This window comes from Flagellimonas oceani, from assembly GCF_011068285.1.
Taxonomy (GTDB): Bacteria; Bacteroidota; Bacteroidia; order Flavobacteriales; family Flavobacteriaceae; genus Flagellimonas; species Flagellimonas oceani.
The window spans coordinates 573,108-591,051 of record NZ_CP049616.1 but is presented as its reverse complement, the minus strand read 5'-3'; the positions used below and the strand labels follow the sequence as shown (position 1 = coordinate 591,051).

At 40.7% G+C, this 17,944-nt stretch carries 17 protein-coding genes; 2 read left to right on the top strand and 15 right to left on the bottom strand.

All coding sequences use genetic code 11. The features are described 5' to 3' along the window. Nucleotides 1-72: 72 nt before the first annotated feature. The 8 genes from GVT53_RS02750 to GVT53_RS02720 form a co-directional block, all read right to left on the bottom strand. Nucleotides 73-285 carry a hypothetical protein gene (locus GVT53_RS02750; protein WP_166247310.1) on the bottom strand — a complete coding sequence of 71 codons (213 nt, stop codon included), beginning with the start codon at nt 283-285 and terminating at the stop codon, nt 73-75. Continuing rightward, entirely contained in the window at nt 278-577 is a 300-nt protein-coding gene (locus GVT53_RS21235) for a DUF6804 family protein (protein ID WP_417941339.1), read from the bottom strand. Before GVT53_RS21235 ends, GVT53_RS02750 begins: the two co-directional genes overlap by 8 nt. 129 nt (nt 578-706) lie before the next feature. Further along, nucleotides 707-1,759: a type I restriction endonuclease gene (locus GVT53_RS02745; RefSeq protein WP_166247309.1), complete on the bottom strand. Its 1,053-nt coding sequence runs from the start codon at nt 1,757-1,759 to the stop codon at nt 707-709. A gap of 4 nt (nt 1,760-1,763) precedes the next feature. Then, nucleotides 1,764-2,057 (bottom strand): SinR family protein, encoded by a 294-nt coding sequence (locus tag GVT53_RS02740; protein ID WP_166247308.1) that lies wholly within the window; start codon nt 2,055-2,057, stop codon nt 1,764-1,766. A gap of 287 nt (nt 2,058-2,344) precedes the next feature. Next, entirely contained in the window at nt 2,345-3,151 is an 807-nt protein-coding gene (locus GVT53_RS02735) for a hypothetical protein (RefSeq protein ID WP_240905124.1), read from the bottom strand. A 98-nt stretch (nt 3,152-3,249) separates the two neighbouring features. Next, on the bottom strand, nt 3,250-3,915 hold the full coding sequence (locus GVT53_RS02730) for a DNA-binding response regulator (RefSeq protein ID WP_166247307.1): 666 nt from the start codon (nt 3,913-3,915) through the stop codon (nt 3,250-3,252). A 13-nt stretch (nt 3,916-3,928) separates the two neighbouring features. Further along, nucleotides 3,929-5,800: a tetratricopeptide repeat-containing sensor histidine kinase gene (locus GVT53_RS02725; RefSeq protein ID WP_166247306.1), complete on the bottom strand. Its 1,872-nt coding sequence runs from the start codon at nt 5,798-5,800 to the stop codon at nt 3,929-3,931. Between the two features lie 144 nt (nt 5,801-5,944). Further along, nucleotides 5,945-6,127: a hypothetical protein gene (locus GVT53_RS02720; RefSeq protein WP_166247305.1), complete on the bottom strand. Its 183-nt coding sequence runs from the start codon at nt 6,125-6,127 to the stop codon at nt 5,945-5,947. Between the two features lie 380 nt (nt 6,128-6,507). On the opposite strand from GVT53_RS02720, the gene GVT53_RS02715 reads away from it, so the two are divergent. Continuing rightward, nucleotides 6,508-7,212, top strand: a complete 705-nt coding sequence (locus tag GVT53_RS02715) for a hypothetical protein (RefSeq protein ID WP_166247304.1) — start codon at nt 6,508-6,510, stop codon at nt 7,210-7,212. A 349-nt stretch (nt 7,213-7,561) separates the two neighbouring features. Here the strand turns inward: GVT53_RS02715 and GVT53_RS02710 are convergent, their stop codons facing one another. The 3 genes from GVT53_RS02710 to GVT53_RS02700 all read right to left on the bottom strand — a co-directional run bounded on the left by GVT53_RS02710 (nt 7,562) and on the right by GVT53_RS02700 (nt 10,651). Next, nucleotides 7,562-8,404, bottom strand: a complete 843-nt coding sequence (locus GVT53_RS02710; protein ID WP_166247303.1) for a nucleotidyl transferase AbiEii/AbiGii toxin family protein — start codon at nt 8,402-8,404, stop codon at nt 7,562-7,564. Next, on the bottom strand, nt 8,382-9,422 hold the full coding sequence (locus tag GVT53_RS02705) for a type IV toxin-antitoxin system AbiEi family antitoxin (RefSeq protein ID WP_240905123.1): 1,041 nt from the start codon (nt 9,420-9,422) through the stop codon (nt 8,382-8,384). Before GVT53_RS02705 ends, GVT53_RS02710 begins: the two co-directional genes overlap by 23 nt. Before the next feature lie 392 nt (nt 9,423-9,814). Continuing rightward, the gene (locus GVT53_RS02700; RefSeq protein WP_166247302.1) at nt 9,815-10,651 is read right to left on the bottom strand and encodes a DUF932 domain-containing protein; all 837 of its coding nucleotides are present in this window, start codon (nt 10,649-10,651) and stop codon (nt 9,815-9,817) included. 27 nt (nt 10,652-10,678) lie between these two features. Here GVT53_RS02700 and GVT53_RS02695 point away from each other — a divergent pair, with 27 nt between their 5' ends. After that, nucleotides 10,679-11,503 (top strand): AAA family ATPase, encoded by an 825-nt coding sequence (locus tag GVT53_RS02695; RefSeq protein ID WP_240905122.1) that lies wholly within the window; start codon nt 10,679-10,681, stop codon nt 11,501-11,503. Nucleotides 11,504-12,578: 1,075 nt separating this feature from the next. Here GVT53_RS02695 and GVT53_RS02690 read toward each other — a convergent pair. The 4 genes from GVT53_RS02690 to GVT53_RS02675 form a co-directional block, all read right to left on the bottom strand. Beyond that, nucleotides 12,579-13,088 (bottom strand): phosphohydrolase, encoded by a 510-nt coding sequence (locus tag GVT53_RS02690; RefSeq protein WP_205791862.1) that lies wholly within the window; start codon nt 13,086-13,088, stop codon nt 12,579-12,581. A gap of 288 nt (nt 13,089-13,376) precedes the next feature. Beyond that, the gene (locus tag GVT53_RS02685; RefSeq protein WP_166247301.1) at nt 13,377-14,345 is read right to left on the bottom strand and encodes a hypothetical protein; all 969 of its coding nucleotides are present in this window, start codon (nt 14,343-14,345) and stop codon (nt 13,377-13,379) included. A gap of 80 nt (nt 14,346-14,425) precedes the next feature. Next, on the bottom strand, nt 14,426-15,169 hold the full coding sequence (locus GVT53_RS02680; protein WP_166247300.1) for a PP2C family protein-serine/threonine phosphatase: 744 nt from the start codon (nt 15,167-15,169) through the stop codon (nt 14,426-14,428). Between the two features lie 5 nt (nt 15,170-15,174). Then, on the bottom strand, nt 15,175-17,928 hold the full coding sequence (locus GVT53_RS02675; RefSeq protein WP_166247299.1) for a serine/threonine-protein kinase: 2,754 nt from the start codon (nt 17,926-17,928) through the stop codon (nt 15,175-15,177). Nucleotides 17,929-17,944: the final 16 nt, after the last annotated feature.

Sequence of the window (17,944 nt, the reverse complement as noted above, 5' to 3'; positions counted from 1 at the left end):
TTCCAATACGCCTTTTCTGAACAGCTTAAGTACGGCCCAATCACCTAAAATGTATTGGTTAATTAATGGTCTTTAATCCATTCCGCCAAAAGCAGCTACAATTCCCATTGCTATGAAGTGACCAATTTTGCTAAAGACCGCCCATACAATTAAAAATGCGATGGCTCCAAAAAAACTATCAGGTTCAATCCAATTCCATGCCAATACTCCGGAAGCAATCGATATTGCAATCGTAAGTAAATACATAAATACAATCAATCCTCCGCCGTTATCTGAATTACTCATTTGTTCTTGATTTATAAATGAATGTTTTAATTAAAAATAGTATGCCCACTATCATATCAATTGGCATCCAAGCACTTTTATCATTTAGATATATGGGAAGTACAGGATTAAATAGGATGGCAATAATTCCAAAAGCAACGACCCAAAAACCTATCCCCTTTTCCAATTCAGTGATTACAACGGCAACAGCACCAATGGTCACAACAAACCTTAAAAGCCTGTAATACCCTATCGGTAGATTGGCCAATGCCAAAAAAAGAAGAACTGCACAAACAAACAATAAGTACCTCATAAGAACTGACTCAATAGCTTCTTAGTTATAAAATAATTCACCTTTTCATGCTTTTGGGGGTCTGGCGACGTCATAACACATCAAGAAAACATGACAACCATATAAAAGAAAGTAGTGAAAAGACTCCCTTTACTCATCCTGATAATAGTCAACGGTGCGCAACAATTCATTTTCAAATTGATAGATGTCATCAACGGTTACAATTGAATGTCTGGTCTCACGTTTGTTATCGTCAAAAACACCTAAATACTTATTTCCCCCGTTCAAGTGAAGGCGGCATAATGGCTTACGGTTATTATCATCCAAGAGTATTCCAAAATAGGATTGGGTATCCCTATGTACGATACGATCGACCGAGAGTTTTCTGCGCAAAATGGCCACCACAATACGATACGCATCCATTTCTTCCTCCGTGGTTTTGACCTTGCTTAGCTTTTCGGGTTCCTTGTCCTCTTCCTGTTGTTTTTCCGCTTCCTTATGAAGCGCTGAATTCAAGCGATCGTTCACCTTTTCGCTAATGGTCTGGGTAAAGGCCTTGCTTACCAAATCGGTGAATTCCCCCATTACCTTTTCAGTAAGCCGGCCAGTATAGATCCGTGATGCGAAGAGCCTGACAAAATCATAGCTGGGCGCTTGCAGTTCTTCGCCTATGAGTTTTTTGATTTCCTTGGTATATTTAAGGGAGCTCGCGTTGTCCACTATCTCATCCACGTTAAAGTTCTTCTTGTGGAACTTGGCAATCTCATTGACCACATTCTCCTTTAACTGGGTGATATCAAACTCTAAAAAAGGTTTTTCGTCCATTTTATTGGCCGATTCCAAATCGGTGAAAAATTGATACTCGATACCATTGGTCAGCAGTGCAAAACGAGTTTTCGTAGTATGGAAATACCGGAACAATTGAGAGTTGTGGGCGTTCAACTTTTCTTTCCAGTTTTTACACTCGATAATAATGATGGGGACGCCATTTTGAAAAATCGCATAATCCACCTTTTCCCCCTTTTTCAATCCCAGGTCTGCGGTAAATTCAGGTACTACCTCGGTAGGGTTGAAGGTGTCATACCCCAATAAATTGATAAATGGCAACACAAAGGCATGTTTGGTCGATTCCTCGGTATCTATTTGCTCTTTGAGCTTGATGACTTTTTCGGCCAAAGTCTTAAGTTGGTTCTGAAGTTCCATGTTACTATATCTTTTTAGATAGCCAATCGGTACAGTCTTTACTCAGATTATGTACGGCCCAGTGGGGTTTTAATCCAACGACAAGGAGTTTATCGTCCCTATCGATATGTTTGGTGAGCCGCTCTTTTAATAAACCACAGGTTTCATTGGATTTCACCACCCACAACGAATCCAGGCATTGTCTACAGCTCCCTATTTTCTGTATTTCCTCGACCAAGGGACGATAGACTTGGATAGGATCATGTAGGTCATAAGAGATCAAAAAGTACCCCATGTTTCTAACGATCAGTTTGTACACCCGTTTTTTTTGCAGGTAATTGACTCAGTGGTATCTTCCCATTGATCGGGATTTGCACGCATATCAAATCCACAACCCGTAATGCTTACTTTATACCCCTTATGTACTTCTCCAGTTGGAATATGTTTTACTGCCATTGCCCCTTATTGATTTTATAATCAAACCTAGCCCTATAAAACATCATTCCCTTACAGAAATCTGTAAGGGAATGTCAAGTTGTGCAATTCATGTACAGTAGGCTGAACTAACCTACATTACCATTGCAATGGTCAGTGTGTAATAGTATATCAATTCTCCTCATAAAAGAAATCATGGAGTTCGATTAAGCTACTTCTTTTTATTTGTACAAGGTCACGGGTATCTTTCAAGAAAATACCTAAGGATCTTTCATTATAAACAAATTTCATTTCGTTGGAATAATCCGTTACGACATACATATCTCCTTCCATCTTATAAAATGGAACCATATTCTTTCCTTTAACCCTGACGCCTCTATTGACAATCTTTCCATTGATAATATCACTTTCCACGTCGGAGGTTACTCCAGAGGCAACTTTTACGTAAGCCACCATCATTCTTGTCCATTCCGATCTGTTGATCATGAACCACTTGACCTTGTTAAAATCAATACCATATTCATTGATCCATCCATGACTGGTGAACCCAAGAAGTACATATTTTTTCCCGTTCAGAACAGGATTGTCTTCCGGTACAAATTCTTGAATTTTGAAACTGATCACGGATGCGGATGACATGTCCTTTACTTTTTTGCCATCAAAGTCAACTGTCTTTAAAGAAAAACTGGACATTTCCGGATGGTTGGACAATACCCATTGCGTTGCGGTCAGCTCTGCTCTTTCCTTCATTTGTTCGACCGCCGCTACCCCTGCCCCTACCAATGCCAATGCTCCCACGGCACCTGCAATCGCTGCACCATCATTTTGGGCGTGCGTCTGTTTTGGCGTCAATAGGCATAGAAAAACCGTAATCAAAGCAAATATCCTGAATTTTAGGCCTACCTTGTTGATGCTTGAAGTTGTTGTAGATATATGTTGAGATGCTATAGTTGTGTAAAAATTATCAGAGGACTTCATCGGTATTAGTTTGATTTCTTCAATATTACCACCTTATGAAAAAGTGACCTTACAGATATCTGCAAGGGAAATTCAAAGGTTCATTAACAAACTATAAATCAGATTTTTTCCTCCCGGATCATTTTGGCGATCAAATGATTGGTATTCTTGGCCCCGAATTCATCGAACATTTTACTGACCCTTTTGTCTATGGTACTTTCGCTGTTAGGGGTGATATGCTCCTTTTTGAACTTTTCCGAAATCTCCTTTTTGGTAAGCCCTTCCGCCAAGCTTTGAAGTATCATCAGGTCAAACTCTTCGAGTTCAAATACGTTATTGGAAACATTCAAATCGATGCCAGGAGAGACATAGGTACGGTTATGATAAACTTCCTGAACGGCATTTACCAATTCGATAAGTCCGTGACGTCCCTTGCATACATAACCATTGATCTTTTCTTCCTTGAAAAGTGCATTGACCGTGACCGGGTTGTCCTCCATGGAATTCACGATGACCTTTAAGTTGGGCTGAAGGGCCCTAGCGGCCGCTATCAGTTCAAGTCCCGTAGTAAGCCTCCGCTGTACATGATCACCTTTAAAAAACAGATCGGTGATCAATAATTCAAAAGGTTCATTTTTGGTTGCAGCATATTTTAAACGGTTGTATGCCTTATCACAATAGAGTTCATCCGGTAGCACAGGAATATGCAAGGTATCCCGCAACATTTCAGAAATCCCCTGATTGGTATCCTGAAAATCCTCCGCAATCAATACTTTTTTGAACATAGTATATTTTTTATTAAAACGGAATCATGATATGGGCCGTAAAGCCCTCACCCTTATCGGAATCAAAAATAACGGTTCCTCCAATGGCCTGAATACGCTTTTCCGTATTCCGAAGCCCATTTTTGGCATTCAGTTCCTCCTTGGATGCCCCAACACCGTTATCGTAATACTTCACCACCATGGTTTTTCCGGTATGTTTGAATCCAATGGTGACCATATTTGCCTTACTATGTTTGCCCATATTGATCATCAGTTCCTGTATGGCCTTGAAAAGGACTTTTTGCGACAATGGGGGCATTTCCCCCCAATCAATATCCTTGACACCGGTAACAAAAAGGTTCGCCTCATTTGGGGTCCGAAAGCGAAGCATTTCCAAAAACTCGTCCTTAAAACGGCCTCCCGTGCTCACTTCATTGACCTCCCTGGAAAAATTCCTGCTTTGGCTATAGAGCCCATCCAAGCGATCCAAGATCTTTGAACGGTCCATATCCCCCTGTACCATCAGCATGGTCTGGTTGAGGCCCGCCCCAAAATCATCGTGGAGCCTTCGGGACATATCAGCCTCCGTTTCAAGGGTAGCCTCCAACTTGGCGAGTTTGTTTCGCTCTTTTAAACGTTTGGTACGTTGACCAAAAAAATAAATGGCAAAGCTCAGGCCCAAAAACAGGACTATGGAACCCAAGTAGGACATGATTTTCTTACTGCGTTCCTCGGCGGCCGATAAGGCTTGTTCCGCATTTTCTTTTTCCAATCGCAAGATGGATTCCTGCTTCAGCTTGTCATCGTATTTGTATTTGGCGAATTGGGTCTTGACCATCGTTTCTTTAGCATCAAGGCTATCGGTCAAAAATATGTAGCGGTCACGGAGTTTTACATTTTCGGGACTTATCTGCATCAGGAACTTCAATGCATCGGTCTCCGCCCTTGGTACTTTGATTTTTTGAGCCAATTGGATTACAGTGTCCAGATAAGCACGGGACACGTGGGGCCGCTTTTCCATAAAATATTCCCCTAAATGCGTATAGCTGGCTATTTGCCCTCGTATATCATGTTTCTCCTTTCTAATTTGGAGGGCTTTTTGGAAAGAAGCGTCAACATCCTTTTTTTCCAAAAGCCATTGGGCATAGGACAGATTGTCCAATACCCTTGCGTAAACCACAGGAGTGGAATCCAAGGCTGTATTTCCCATAATCTTTTCTAAAATCACTATGGCCTCTTCATATCTTCCATCATCAATATAGGTGGCGGCAAGATTGTTCTCAAACGCAATCCTGTCTTCCATGGAGCCGCTATTTTTAATGGCCTCGGCATAATAGAATATGGCATCCTCGAAGTTCAATAACTTCCTATGGTTGGTGGCCAAGAGCCCATAACATTGGACCATATCATTGTTATCCTTGGGTTCCTTAAAAAACTGGAGTGCTTCCGTAACCGTTTCCTTGCTTCCAAAAAAATCATTTTGGTTCTTCTGTATCACCCCCATAAGCAACAAACATTTCCCTGTCCAGCTACTATCCTTCGCCAATTCGAATTGGCTTTTGGCGGCACTGTAATTTTCAAATGCCTTGCTATAATCAGACCGGACCTGATCATAATAATATCCCATTAGATAATATTGGGACGCTTTTAGCTTCGGCCCATCGACTTGGGATTGCAATGTGAGGAAACTGTCATGGTGTGCCACCAAGCTATCGTAGTCCCCAGCTTGAAAGAGCAAGGAACTTTTTTTGTACATCAACTTGCCCAAGATGGAATCCGCTTCCAGATCTCTGGCCAGGAAAAGGGCCCTGTCTATACTTTCCCTTTTTTCTTCCAATGAATTTTTTTGGTCAAAAGAACGATCATAATATCTATGTATACTGTCATACTCCGTCGGGGAAGCCATCGCTTTCTTTTTATTCGATGGACCGCAAGACATAAAAATGGACAATATGATAAGGAATAAAAATGGTTTCAATGATTACAGGTTTGTTTACAAAAAAAAGCCATGCCCGATTTCCAGACATGGCTCAAATTAATCAAATTATTCTTACTGATCCCCTCCTCCTGGCGGTGGCGGTGGCGGAGGTGGTGGTGGGGTCGGATCTTGGTCATCCCCTTCGGTAGCGACCATATCATATTCGCTCGCTATCTCAGCCGTATCCGTAGTGGAACAAGAGAACAGGAACATATTCAAAACAACGGCCATCAAGGCCAAAAACACTTTTTTCATTTTTATGAAATTTTGAATTGAACAAAGAGGTGGCCATCCGGAATCTTCCGGAGCGTTTTTGCTTTTCAGCCACCCGTGAGTTTTGGAGTACTCCTTTGCTATTTTTGGAAAGTGGAAACTGTAAGCGACCCTTTAGGTTACTTTCCAATGGACCTTACAGGCCGCATTACAGCATCCCATAAAAATGAACTTTCTAGAAAAGCCATGTCAGCAACACATAGCGGAATCCATTTTCTGCGACAAAGTAAATTGAAGTGTTCATTTACATTGCAGACAGCAGTTGGACTTGTATTGGACATTTTTTAGACACCAATAAAATCAAGGGTTCGGAAGGGTTCAGTAATATGATTTGCCTTTTTAAAATTTGTACTTTTAGTCCAATGGATGAAAAATATATAGCAGAGATCGTTCGGAAGGTTTTTGAAAAAGCGAAGACGGAGCATGCTTCCCACTCTAGGTTTGCATTGTCCAGTCATATCAGCGACCATAGCGATTTGAGTTCAAAAACCTTGGAGAGGGCCTATGACAGGTATATCAACAAAAAAAAGAAGTACGGTGCCCCACAAGCGGAGAGTGTGGATCTATGCTGTAAATATCTAGGCTATGACAATTATGCCGATTATATAAAAAAAAGAAAAACGGTCCCTGCCACAAAATGGACCATACCCATCCTCGTGGTCGTTTCCTTGGTTTTGGCGATCGTGATGGGGATACGATATGGGAACACTACAGTTTCCACAGGTGAAAAGGCTGAAAACCAATGCATGGCATGGGCCGACTCCATATATGTGGAAGTCCCCTGTACTACCAAACCCTATTCTTCGTTTGGAACCAAGGTGGAGCCCATGGATATAACAAAGCTGAAGCATTTTAAAAAAGTGGACGTCAACATGGCAACGCAGTTCTTTTCGGAGGATGATAAACCCTTACTATGGTACCATAAGAACAAGGATGGGGAAATTGAATATTTTACGGCTCCGGGACTGCATCCGACCAATGACGAAACCTTGCGAAAGATCACCCCCTATATCATCCAGACCTATGTACCAGTGCACTCCTATAAAAAGGACTCCTTCTTAGAATAAATGTGGGTTAAAATGCCTATCAACAGTTAACGATATTTGTTTTTCAATCGATAAAACGACACCATTGTCCGTGGAATTCATCTATCTATGGTTTACCTGCCAAAAACCTATGGTTTTACTTCAATGTTATTGAATTTCAATTGGTTATATTTACGTCTCCCCCAAGATAACATTAAACAAAGCTTTCATAGGAAATCTTTCCTTTATGCCACCATTTCATATATCCTATATCATGAAATGTGATTTGGAATTTAGGAATGTCTGAACATCCTATTATAAACAGAGTAATTGGTTATCCTCTAATACGGTACTTTACTTTTTTTCTTTTATTTCTGTTGCCATTGATTGACTATATTTTTATTTGGTTGTTTAAGTTATCTATACTTTTTAAAACCTCATCGTAGTTTAAAGTCTTATGGGTTTCCAATATTTGATTGATGAGTCTGCTTTCTTCTTTTTTATCCACTTCAATTGAAAGCACCTCCTTGATGCTTTGTTTAGCCTCTGGATAGTTATCTAACAAGTGATTGATGTGTATCCCCAATAAGGCTGCACCACCTTTAATTATGGTATGGTCATCTGTATATACAACATCATAGTGCTCTATAGCTTCGTCCAGATGAATTTCCAGATAGTTTTGCAGGATAAAAGCGATATCATCCGCATCTTTATTCGTTTTATGATTTCGGTCTTTCCAAGCTACTATTTTTAGGAGCCCTATACCTGCCAAGGATGCAATTTGAATATTGATATCCTCATCAATACTTACCTTTAAAGACGCCTCATTTACGGCAGAAAACCCAAGTACCGACATGGCAAACTCTTCGTCTGGTGGCCAAAAGATTTTGTCGTCTTCCTTCATTATATTACCAAAAGGAACGATATCTAAATCGAACTTTCCCAAATATTGGAAGCGTTGCTTTTGGTCTTGGTCTTTAGTAAAATTAGGTAGTTGGGTGATACCTTCTTCAACTGTTTTGTATTGTTCCCAATCGTTGATGGTGATGGCAATATCCAAATCGTGAGTTAAACGTCCGGAACTTTCATCGTGTAACTCCATAATAATATCCCGCGCTGTTGCCCCAATGACAAAAAAGGAAATACCCGAAGCCTTGAAATAGTCGGTTAATTCCTGAAGAATAGGCTTTAATAGCGGATGGTTGAACTTTTTACTGGATATGCTGTAACTCATTTTCAAATATTTGGTTCGCTATTTCCATGTTTCTGCCCTGGCCACTATTGATCAAATCTGCATATATTAATAATGCCGGGGCTGCATTGCCTATTACAGATGAGTCATTCCAAAACTTTTTATATATATAAACTTTTCCTTTTGAGTCTGGTACTAGTCTTAACTGATTGGCAATTAGAGGAATTTCATAATTTGTAAATAAGGTAAAGACCTCTGGTCTTAGTCTACCTGTTAGAATGGAAGCACCAGGCTCTCCACCCCAAAGTATATTATTTTGTTGCTCTGCCTGTTCATAAATAAAATCTGATGTTGTTTTTAATGTTAAACTCTTCCATTCATTTTCAGAAAGTCTATCAATAAACCTCATTCTTTTCCTTAATATTCTAGGTTTCAATACCTCGTTGTAAGCTACCACCCATCTTTCTAAAAGCTCTTTTTTATTTTTCAATACTCTTTTTGATCTTGTTTTTAAAATAAAGTTAAGATCTTCAAGCTCAGACATTACGTTGCTTACAGAACCTAATGACACATCTGCTTTTTGAGCTATCTCTCTGTAGGAATCCTGTAAGTTTATAGGTTCGTTTAATAGATGGAAAATGGTTTTTATACCTGCTTCTTGAAAAGCACGAGATTGATTAGTGTGGTGTTTAAAGGTTCTTTTCCGGCCCTCCACAAAAATCATTAAATCGCCGTTACTTATGAAAGCATTCCCAGCTGCATCGATATAGTTAATTCCTCTTTCCTTTAGTTGACTTGCTCCTGCTTTTGAGATATAATCTGCAATAAATATTACTGGCCTATTACTCATGCTTCTCAATTCTTCTAACTTTGATAATACAAGTCCTTGATTGGAGGTTCTCATAGTTGATTTAGCTTCTACTATGAACTGAATATCCTTTATATTTAATATCGCATTATATTGCCCCCTATTCGTTTCAATATCTATTGGAACATCGATGACGTTCTCTAGGTTCGCGACTGCTTCATAAACAAAATCATTATTGTGATACATGGCCATGTGTGTTCATTTATTTTGTGTGTTCAGTGACAATGAACAAGTAAATATAATGAACAATCAATTAATAACCAAGCTTTCTAAGTATTGTATAAATTTCAAAGCAGAACTAAAAAAACAGAAATATAAGATTGGTACCATACCAATCGAAATTCTAGACACAAAACAAACCGAACTATTCAGTAGCTTGGATAAAAATGCCTTAGTTTAGATTAAAGCTTATTTTAAAACAGAAAACATCTTTATCTATAAATCCCAGCACCAACCCAATTTTTAACCATTAATATTGATAATATTCTAAATAATAAATTAACAACTCTAATAAAATTTATCTCTACCCCCGCGCTCATCAAAAATCTCCGGTTTATGGGCACCGGAGCGGCCCTTTCTGGCCTTTAGACCATCTCACAAACCGTCTCGAACAATTGTTTGTCCAAACGTTCCTGTCGTGAAAAGCTTCTTCTGAGGCTACCGTGCAATACAGCATTAAAGGCATTATAGCCCAACCAGAGGTTGGGAGTCGTACCCAATAACACGGCTTCACGATCTAGGACCTCGATGACCTCACGGGCCCTTTTGGAGGGATCGTCATTGGTATCACTGCACTCATAACGGAAGAGTTTGGTCCGATCCAGCACCTCTTTCACAAAGGCCTTGGTATCCAATAGCTCCACGGTCATCAATTGATGGAACCTATCGGAGATGGTGTAGAACTCATTGTCCATAAACTTACGGAACAATCCTTCCAGCTCGGGCATGATCAAGTTCACACAACGCTTGTGGTGCTTGATGGAAAAACCGATCTCCGTTTGGGCCACATGCAGTCCATTGGAGCACACCTTGCGATAGCATCCAAAATGTCCCGATGTGCGTTCGCTCCCATCATAGGAATTGGTAAAGCGCAGCATGGGCAGTATGGTATCCTCCCGCTGTCCCACGGAAAACTGGGAACTGTCGGTAAGGATAAAGTCCATACTGAAACTACGATCGGCCCGGTTGATAGTCTGCCTACGGTAGGCCAGTCCCGTTTTGATGACCCGCTCCTCGGCTTTCCCAAAAAACAGTTCATTGGGGATATGCCCGTAGCGCTTGGATACCACGTTCACGATCTTCTCATTGCTCACAATGGCCCGCTCCATCCCCTTTCTGTTGGGCATTCCCGTCAATGCTTCCAAAGGTCTTAGCTGTACTGGCACAAAGACCTCATCCTGTTGTAATCTGTTCAAATACATAATCAATGATTTAAGGTTAAACAATATGTGCCGGATGCACCAAACGGAAGACAGGCTGTGGAGCGGCAAGGAAACGGAATAAATGTCCCCTCCCCTACAAGCAGAAACCAACGGAACCGTTTTATGCCGTCCCTTGTCCGGCAACAGGCTGCGACGTTTAGCTTTGGCCACCTATTGATGGAACCCTTATTTCCAAAGCTTGCCCAAGTAGTTTTGGATTTCATGAAAGTTTGTATTATTGCAGCCCGAAATAACAGTGACAACACCAAACCAAATTCCCTACCCTTGAAACGAAGCAAAGACCACCTTCCGTTTTATGTAATTACCGGAGGCCCTGGCGTGGGCAAGACCACCCTTTTGGAGGAACTACGTCAACGCGGCTTTAAGGTCGTGCCCGAAACGGCCCGCCAATTGATCAAGGCGCAACAGGCCATCGACGGGGAGGCCCTGCCCTGGAAAAATAGAAAACGGTATATGGAGCTGATGTTCGAGGGTTGCAAAGCCCAATTTGAAAAGACCCTCCATGACGTCAGGACCGATCAGCCCGTATTTTTCGACCGCGGCTTTTTGGACGCCCTCTGCTATGCCGCTTTGGAAGGCCTTCCCATTGACCAGGAAATGAAAAGCTTGGCCGAAACCCGCAGATACCATCCCCAGGTCTTTATCCTGCCCCCTTGGAAGGACATTTACCATACCGATGCCCAGCGGACACAGGACTGGAACGAATCGGTGTTCACCTACAACAAAATGATCCAGACCTATCGGGGCTACCAATATGACCTAATTGAGGTTCCCAGGGTTACTGTTCAGGAAAGAGCGGATTTTGTGTTGGAGTCGATCAATTCCAAGTGAACCATCGCCAGTAACCAATCCTTTCATCGAAGCATACCCCTTTTCTGGAAGGCAAGAGTCCACCGGTTCGAATCCGGTATTCTACACTAATGTTTACAAGGGCTTCAAGAGTTTATGACTTTTGAAGCTTTTTTCATCTGCACGCAATTTGCACGCAATTTTGGTTTCAAATAAAACTTGGTTTTTTTGATAAAAACTGGTCTGTTTTGATGTTTTTCACTCTTTGCAGTATATTTTGAAAAAGTATCACATCATCTATTACATTCTTTAACTTCTTCTTAGCTTTAAGAAGCTATGTCCCATAAAAGGTGAATTTACGAAACCACGAAAGAAACCGCAATTGAGACTCACTTTGGGAAAGTAGTAATTATTGGAGAACCGTTCCTTAAATCGCCCGTTGTGAAAGACTGGAGTGAAAAACCAGCAGATTCCTTTAAATTCTTCGGACCAAGAAGTCTTTTAAAAAACTTCAAAAAGAAGTTCAATTCTTAGGTGAGTACGAACGACTCCAACACTGTGTAAGGTTTAAAAATATTTGAGTAAGGTTTCTAAGAAATATTCCTTTAAAACCTATCCGAATCTGGCCAATATTCCTCGTCTAATTTAACCTCATACTTCTTGAAAAAGAAATGAATGTCTACCATAGGATTTTTGTCATTGTAAAAGAATGCTTCGGTTAATAGTGCAATAAGCTTTTCCTTCCGTTGCTTTTGGGACAATTTCTCTTTCCTTATCCATAGAAATAATCTTTTTAGAAGATTTTTCTACCTCAGGTTTTTCAACTAATATTCTTCCTTATTCTTTGGGATGTATAACAAATGCTCACCACTGTGGTTGTTCCCCCTTATACACACCTTTCCATTAAAAGGAAAGATTTCAACGGATTCGGCGAGTCCTTTACGATATAAAACATTGCTGTTTTTCATTTTCACGATAACTGTTAAAGAAAATATGATCTTAAAATAGCCTTAACGTCAACTTTTACCGTTTTTGTAGAACTAAACCAAAAAGCTTAAAAAAATCAATCTTAAACAAAAAGGTGAGTGTTCCGTTATTTTCCATAGTTGATATCATACTACTCCTCCAATATTTTTTTTAAATATTCAGAGACTTCTTCGCATTCAGGAACAAATATTTTGGTTGTAAAAGCCTCATTCTCATCTTTGTATTTTTTAAACATCCTTGAACCATTATTTTTTGAATGAGTTACATTGGCAATTCTATCGCAAAACTTTATGAATGAAGCATTTTTGGTCTCTCTGATTCCCTTATAGTATTTGTCATTGGCCCGCTCCTGCCTGGTCCGTCCCTTTTCATTTGTCAAGGCATAAGCAAGTTCAGCAATTGTTTCATTTGTCTCCCTCTTGACATCGTTGTAGGTCTCTCTTGCATCTTCAATAATATCGTGTACCCAACAAGCAGCCAATACATTTTCCCGTTCATCAAATTCTATCAAGTGTATAAATTTCAAAGCTGTTTCAAACACCATGTTTAAATGAAAATCATAATCATGCTCGCCATATTTTTGATTTACACTTTTATGTTTTCTGATAGCGTAGTCTTTTGTTCTTTCCAGTATATCCATAATTGTATGGTCTATTTTTGTCTATGGAGAATAATGGTCACCTTCTCAAGGAATTCAAAATTTGATTTAAGAAAAGAGAAAAACCAGATAGTCATTACATTAAAACTTGAGTAAATATCCTGATTCTTTTTCACTTTTTGCTTCCCAAAACCAATGGGAATATCATTCATATCATTCTCCAACTGCTAGTGGATGGAGGCATAGATGTTCTTTCAATCAGGTTTTCATGTTTTGAACCATAGGAGTATATTCATAAATTTCATTAAAAAAGGAATCTCCACAAAAAATCTACCTGGAATATTCTCCTTTCGCATAAGAAGCCAATATGGATGCATTTGGTGTTTTACAATTATTCGGGAAATCGGAGAAATAGATACATTTCGGAATACCTTTTTCAAAGGTGATCCTAACAGTTCCTGGACTGTTGGTTTTGAACCCGTTGTATCTGTAATTTGCGACCAGCTCTGTGGGTCTTCCTCTGGCATTTGTATATTTTTTTACACCGGATACACTGTTTGGAACGTAACGATTGAATGCCCAAGTTTTTGCCTGGTCGTCCACTAGGTCGTCTATCAATCTTTCAAAGTCTTGGTCACCACTTGGCCCTCCTGAATTTTTCATTTTTTCATATTTGCTGCGCTCCTTCATTCGAATTGCCGGCCGGTCCAGTGCAAACAATCGCAAATTCTCTTCAAGGCGCTCAATAGAGGGACTGGAACAGGGATTAAGATTGAAGATCATGGTCATATCCGTTGCCAGACCTTTGGCTTTATGGGCCATATCAACGGTGTTTCCCATGGCGTTGGGATCGGTCATAATCTCAATAGTAGTCTTTAGTGCATCGCTGTTCTGTATGTCACGAACGGTCAAATAAGCCCCGTAAAGTTGAGGACGTGCATAGATTCCTGTACCAACGGTTTCCCACTGCACGCATATCCTATCCGTCTCCACCCCGAAAACATCGGTTTTGACTCGTTCCTTAACGCAAACATCTTCCATAATCTCAACTTTATCATAGGGTAGTGCTTGAGGGCACTGCTTTCCAAAAGCCCTTAGATATTGACTGAATATGGATAGGAATTCCATGTCCTCCCTGGTCATTTCAATGTTTTCAAAATGCCCCCGAAAGACATAGTCAAAGAACTCTGCATAGTACAATCCTTCTGTATTCAGTTCCATGGAATCGCCGCTCTTTTTAATACTGATTGGATGTTGTTCAACTGGGTAATCAAAGGAACCAAGGAACATAACTATCATTATAAGGACTGAATTTTTTAAATACGTATTTTTCATCCGTTCAAATTTTCTATAGAAGTTTTTAAGGCTCAAAGCAGTACCTATATCTTATCAATTTTTATTAGGTAAAAGGAGTAATTATCCTTCGTGTTTCCCTTTGCCTCGGCCGTTATCATTGCTGATATTTTCTCAACAGGAATTTCCTTTTTAAACAACTTTCCAATTTTTTCCTCGTCTATATTCTCGAGGATTCCATCGGAACAGAGCATAAAGAAATCATTCTCTTGAAGATTTTCGATGGTTTTCACATCTACTTTGGATGGGTTCAGGCCATTGATCGCCCTCGTAATGATATGCCGTTTGGGATGGTTCCTTGCTTCCCGCGGCGTAATCTCTCCCATATCCAACATTGCCTCCACAACTGAATGGTCCTTGGTGCGGTAGAGCACTTCTCCATCACGTATATGGTATATCCTGCTATCACCTAACCAAGCTATCTGCACTTTTCCAACTTGGCCTGATATATACAAAAGACTCAATGTACTTGCCATGCCCTTTGATTCCGGAAAGTTTCTTAAATGTTCACGGAAGGTATTTTCCACAAATTCTAGGGCTTTCGACCAATAGGCTGGATCTTGCACTCCCCTGGAAGGGTTATCTTTGATAAAGGAAGCCATTTCGTTACATACCAGACGGGATGCCAATTCACCTTTGGCCTGGCCACCGACACCGTCACATACCATGAACAGACGGGAATCCTTGGTTGGAATTGCAGGGTATATGGTATCCTCATTTGATTCCCTACTGCCTATTTCATTGCAACGGACCGGTAGTTGAATTTCCATTTTCTTCAATATTTTTTAACAACCCAATCACAGGCTTTTTTATACCCCTTTTCACAAGATCGTTGAAACCAGGTTTTTGCCAGATAGGTGTTTTTTCCGGTTCCAAGGCCACTATAGTAACAAGAGGCCAGGTTATACATTCCGACTCGATCACCATTTTTGGCAGACTTTTGATATAGTTCAAAAGCCCGTTTCATGTTTTTAGACCCTCCGAGGCCACTGTCGTACATATAGCCGAGATAACTTTGCGCATTGGCATGATTTCGATCGGCCGCCTTTTGGAACCATTTTTTGGCAGCGTAATAATATTTGCCATTGTAATACATCACCGCCACCCTGTATTGGCTGTGCAAGTCCCCATTTTCTGCGGCTTTCAAATACCACGGGGTAGCATTTCCTTTTTTGTCCTTGCCCAACTTGAGGTCGTAATACAGGTCAGCCAATTTTATTTGGGCTTCGAGATGGCCTTTAGTAGCTACATTGAGATACCTTCTTTCGGCTTCCAAATAGTCTACAGGCCCAGCCAAACCCTTTTCAGCCATAGTGCCCAACATGAAGTCTGCAGCTAAAATATCTTGGGCCGCTGATTTGGTAAAAAAATCTTTGGCCTTTTCGTAATCCTTGTTTATTCCTTTTCCTTCATAATATAATCTGCCTAAAGCGTAAAGAGCTGAACCTTGATTTTGACCAGCAGCAAGCTCATAATATTTTATTGCCTTGGGCAGATCTACGGTTCCATCCGCTTCCCCATATTCAAGGATTTTGGCCATCATGTATTGTGAGTTGGCATACCCTTTGTCAGCGGCTTTTTGGTACCAACCTTTTGCAATTTTTATGTCTTTTGCAATACCCCGTCCATAATAGTGTAGAAGACCCATATTGTGCATTCCGAACGTATTTCCCTTATCGGCCGCCAATTGGAACCATTTCTTGGCCTCTCGATAATTCTTATCGGTGAAATATAAAGTGCCCAATTCATTTTGAGCTCCCAAATGTCCTTTATCTGCCGCTTTGGTCAACCATTGTATTGCCTTTATGCGGTCCGTTTTAGCCAATACTCCATTTTTATAGAAAATGCCCAGATTAAATTGGGAAATAATATCCTCGTTCTCAGCAGCGATTGTAAATAGTTCCAAAGCCTTCACAGTATCTTTGGCCACATACTGACCAAACCTGTACATATTTGCCATGCCCCGATATCCAGAATACCTGCCGATGGACGCGCATTTTTCATACCCCTCGAACGCTTCCTTATAATTTTTTTCAGACGTATTGAGGATTGCTAGGTTTTCGATTGCAGCTGGATGGCCCTTACTAGAAGCTTTTTCATAATACAGTTTTGCCTTACTCGCGTCCTTTTCCATAACAAAACCAAAAAAGTGCATTAACCCCCTTAGATTTAGAGCCTCTGGGTTGCCATCATCGCTTAAGGTCACAATGCTGTTCTTTGCCTTTCCATAGAATTTTTTGGCCTCGACCGTGTCCATATCCACACCGAGTTCGTTCTGATAGGCCCATCCATGATTAAAGTTCGCCAGGTCATATCCTGCATCAATGGCCATATCCGCATATTCAAAGCCCTTTTCGTAATCGACCTCTGTCCCGTACCCATTTTGATTGAATCTGGAAAGGAAATAAAAGGCTTCTCCGGACCCATAGTCGGAGGCCTTAATAAAGATGTCATAGGCCTCTTTGAATTTGCCTTCTTTATAAAGGTTCCACCCATCTGCCAAAAGCGTATTTATCTTGTTGGAGCGATAAAAAGCGTAGCCCCCGAAGCCCAGTCCCAAAACCAAAAAGAATGTTATCAGGGCAGGCCAGACCTTTTTCCTTTTACCTTTGTCCTTGGATATATTTGAAGGAATAAAAATGGTGCCCTCGCCATCATCGATTCCGTTCACCGCACGTACGAAGCCAGAGACAGAGGAAAATCTATCTATGGCATTTTTCTCAAGACTGGTTCGTAAAATGGCTTTATATTTTTCTGGTACTTCTGAGTAATCCGGTTCTTCACCAATGATACTATCCCTGGTCAGTTCATAGTCCTTACTGCCATGACCAAAAGGTAGTTTACCCGTCAACATCTTGTAAAACATGATTCCCAAGGCCCAAACGTCCGTTCGTTCACCGATTTCACCATTCAATCCAAACTTCTTTTTGAAGAACTGCTCAGGGGCCATATAATGGGGTGTTCCTACCCCCTCGGTCATGGACTGTTGGATGGTTTTTTCGGATAGGACATCTTGACTGATACCAAAATCCGTTATTTTGGAAACTCTATTTCCGCCTCTATCCTTGCCGAAAAGAACGTTGCCAGGCTTTAAATCCCTATGAATGATACCCTGTCCATGAAGATAATCCACGGCTTGGGCGACTTCCAAAATGATTTTTTCGGAATCCTCTAGGGACAGGCCTTTTTGTATGGCCTGGGCTAAGGTGCCCTCCCCAGCATATTCCATAATAAGAACTGGATAGCTGGCATTTCTTCCCATGGCATCTTTGTGGACAATGTACTCGAGATCATAATAAGTGATCAGATGCGTATGAGAAAGCCCATCAATTTTGGAGAACTCCTGTTCCAGACTGTACTTTTTCTGTCCCGTACTCCCTTGTGTACCCCTGGATACGGCTTCTTTGTAAATCTTTAGTGCCACATACCTGCCTTCGGTATTTAAATCACGTGCCTTGAAAACCTCGGCAAATCCACCTTCCGCGATTAGGTCTTTTTCAGGGTCCCACTCATAATGTGATAGTTTCATAGGTTTTTTGTTGTTT

What these genes read in the sequence shown, in the direction of transcription:
- GVT53_RS02750 (WP_166247310.1), bottom strand. Translation starts at nt 285, where the DNA reads ATGAGTAATTCAGATAACGGCGGAGGATTGATTGTATTTATGTATTTA.
- GVT53_RS21235 (WP_417941339.1), bottom strand. Translation starts at nt 577, where the DNA reads ATGAGGTACTTATTGTTTGTTTGTGCAGTTCTTCTTTTTTTGGCATTG.
- GVT53_RS02745 (WP_166247309.1), bottom strand. Translation starts at nt 1,759, where the DNA reads ATGGAACTTCAGAACCAACTTAAGACTTTGGCCGAAAAAGTCATCAAG.
- GVT53_RS02735 (WP_240905124.1), bottom strand. Translation starts at nt 3,151, where the DNA reads ATGAAGTCCTCTGATAATTTTTACACAACTATAGCATCTCAACATATA.
- GVT53_RS02730 (WP_166247307.1), bottom strand. Translation starts at nt 3,915, where the DNA reads ATGTTCAAAAAAGTATTGATTGCGGAGGATTTTCAGGATACCAATCAG.
- GVT53_RS02725 (WP_166247306.1), bottom strand. Translation starts at nt 5,800, where the DNA reads ATGGCTTCCCCGACGGAGTATGACAGTATACATAGATATTATGATCGT.
- GVT53_RS02720 (WP_166247305.1), bottom strand. Translation starts at nt 6,127, where the DNA reads ATGAAAAAAGTGTTTTTGGCCTTGATGGCCGTTGTTTTGAATATGTTC.
- GVT53_RS02715 (WP_166247304.1), top strand. Translation starts at nt 6,508, where the DNA reads ATGGATGAAAAATATATAGCAGAGATCGTTCGGAAGGTTTTTGAAAAA.
- GVT53_RS02710 (WP_166247303.1), bottom strand. Translation starts at nt 8,404, where the DNA reads ATGAGTTACAGCATATCCAGTAAAAAGTTCAACCATCCGCTATTAAAG.
- GVT53_RS02705 (WP_240905123.1), bottom strand. Translation starts at nt 9,422, where the DNA reads ATGGCCATGTATCACAATAATGATTTTGTTTATGAAGCAGTCGCGAAC.
- GVT53_RS02700 (WP_166247302.1), bottom strand. Translation starts at nt 10,651, where the DNA reads ATGTATTTGAACAGATTACAACAGGATGAGGTCTTTGTGCCAGTACAG.
- GVT53_RS02690 (WP_205791862.1), bottom strand. Translation starts at nt 13,088, where the DNA reads ATGGATATACTGGAAAGAACAAAAGACTACGCTATCAGAAAACATAAA.
- GVT53_RS02685 (WP_166247301.1), bottom strand. Translation starts at nt 14,345, where the DNA reads ATGATAGTTATGTTCCTTGGTTCCTTTGATTACCCAGTTGAACAACAT.
- GVT53_RS02680 (WP_166247300.1), bottom strand. Translation starts at nt 15,169, where the DNA reads ATGGAAATTCAACTACCGGTCCGTTGCAATGAAATAGGCAGTAGGGAA.
- GVT53_RS02675 (WP_166247299.1), bottom strand. Translation starts at nt 17,928, where the DNA reads ATGAAACTATCACATTATGAGTGGGACCCTGAAAAAGACCTAATCGCG.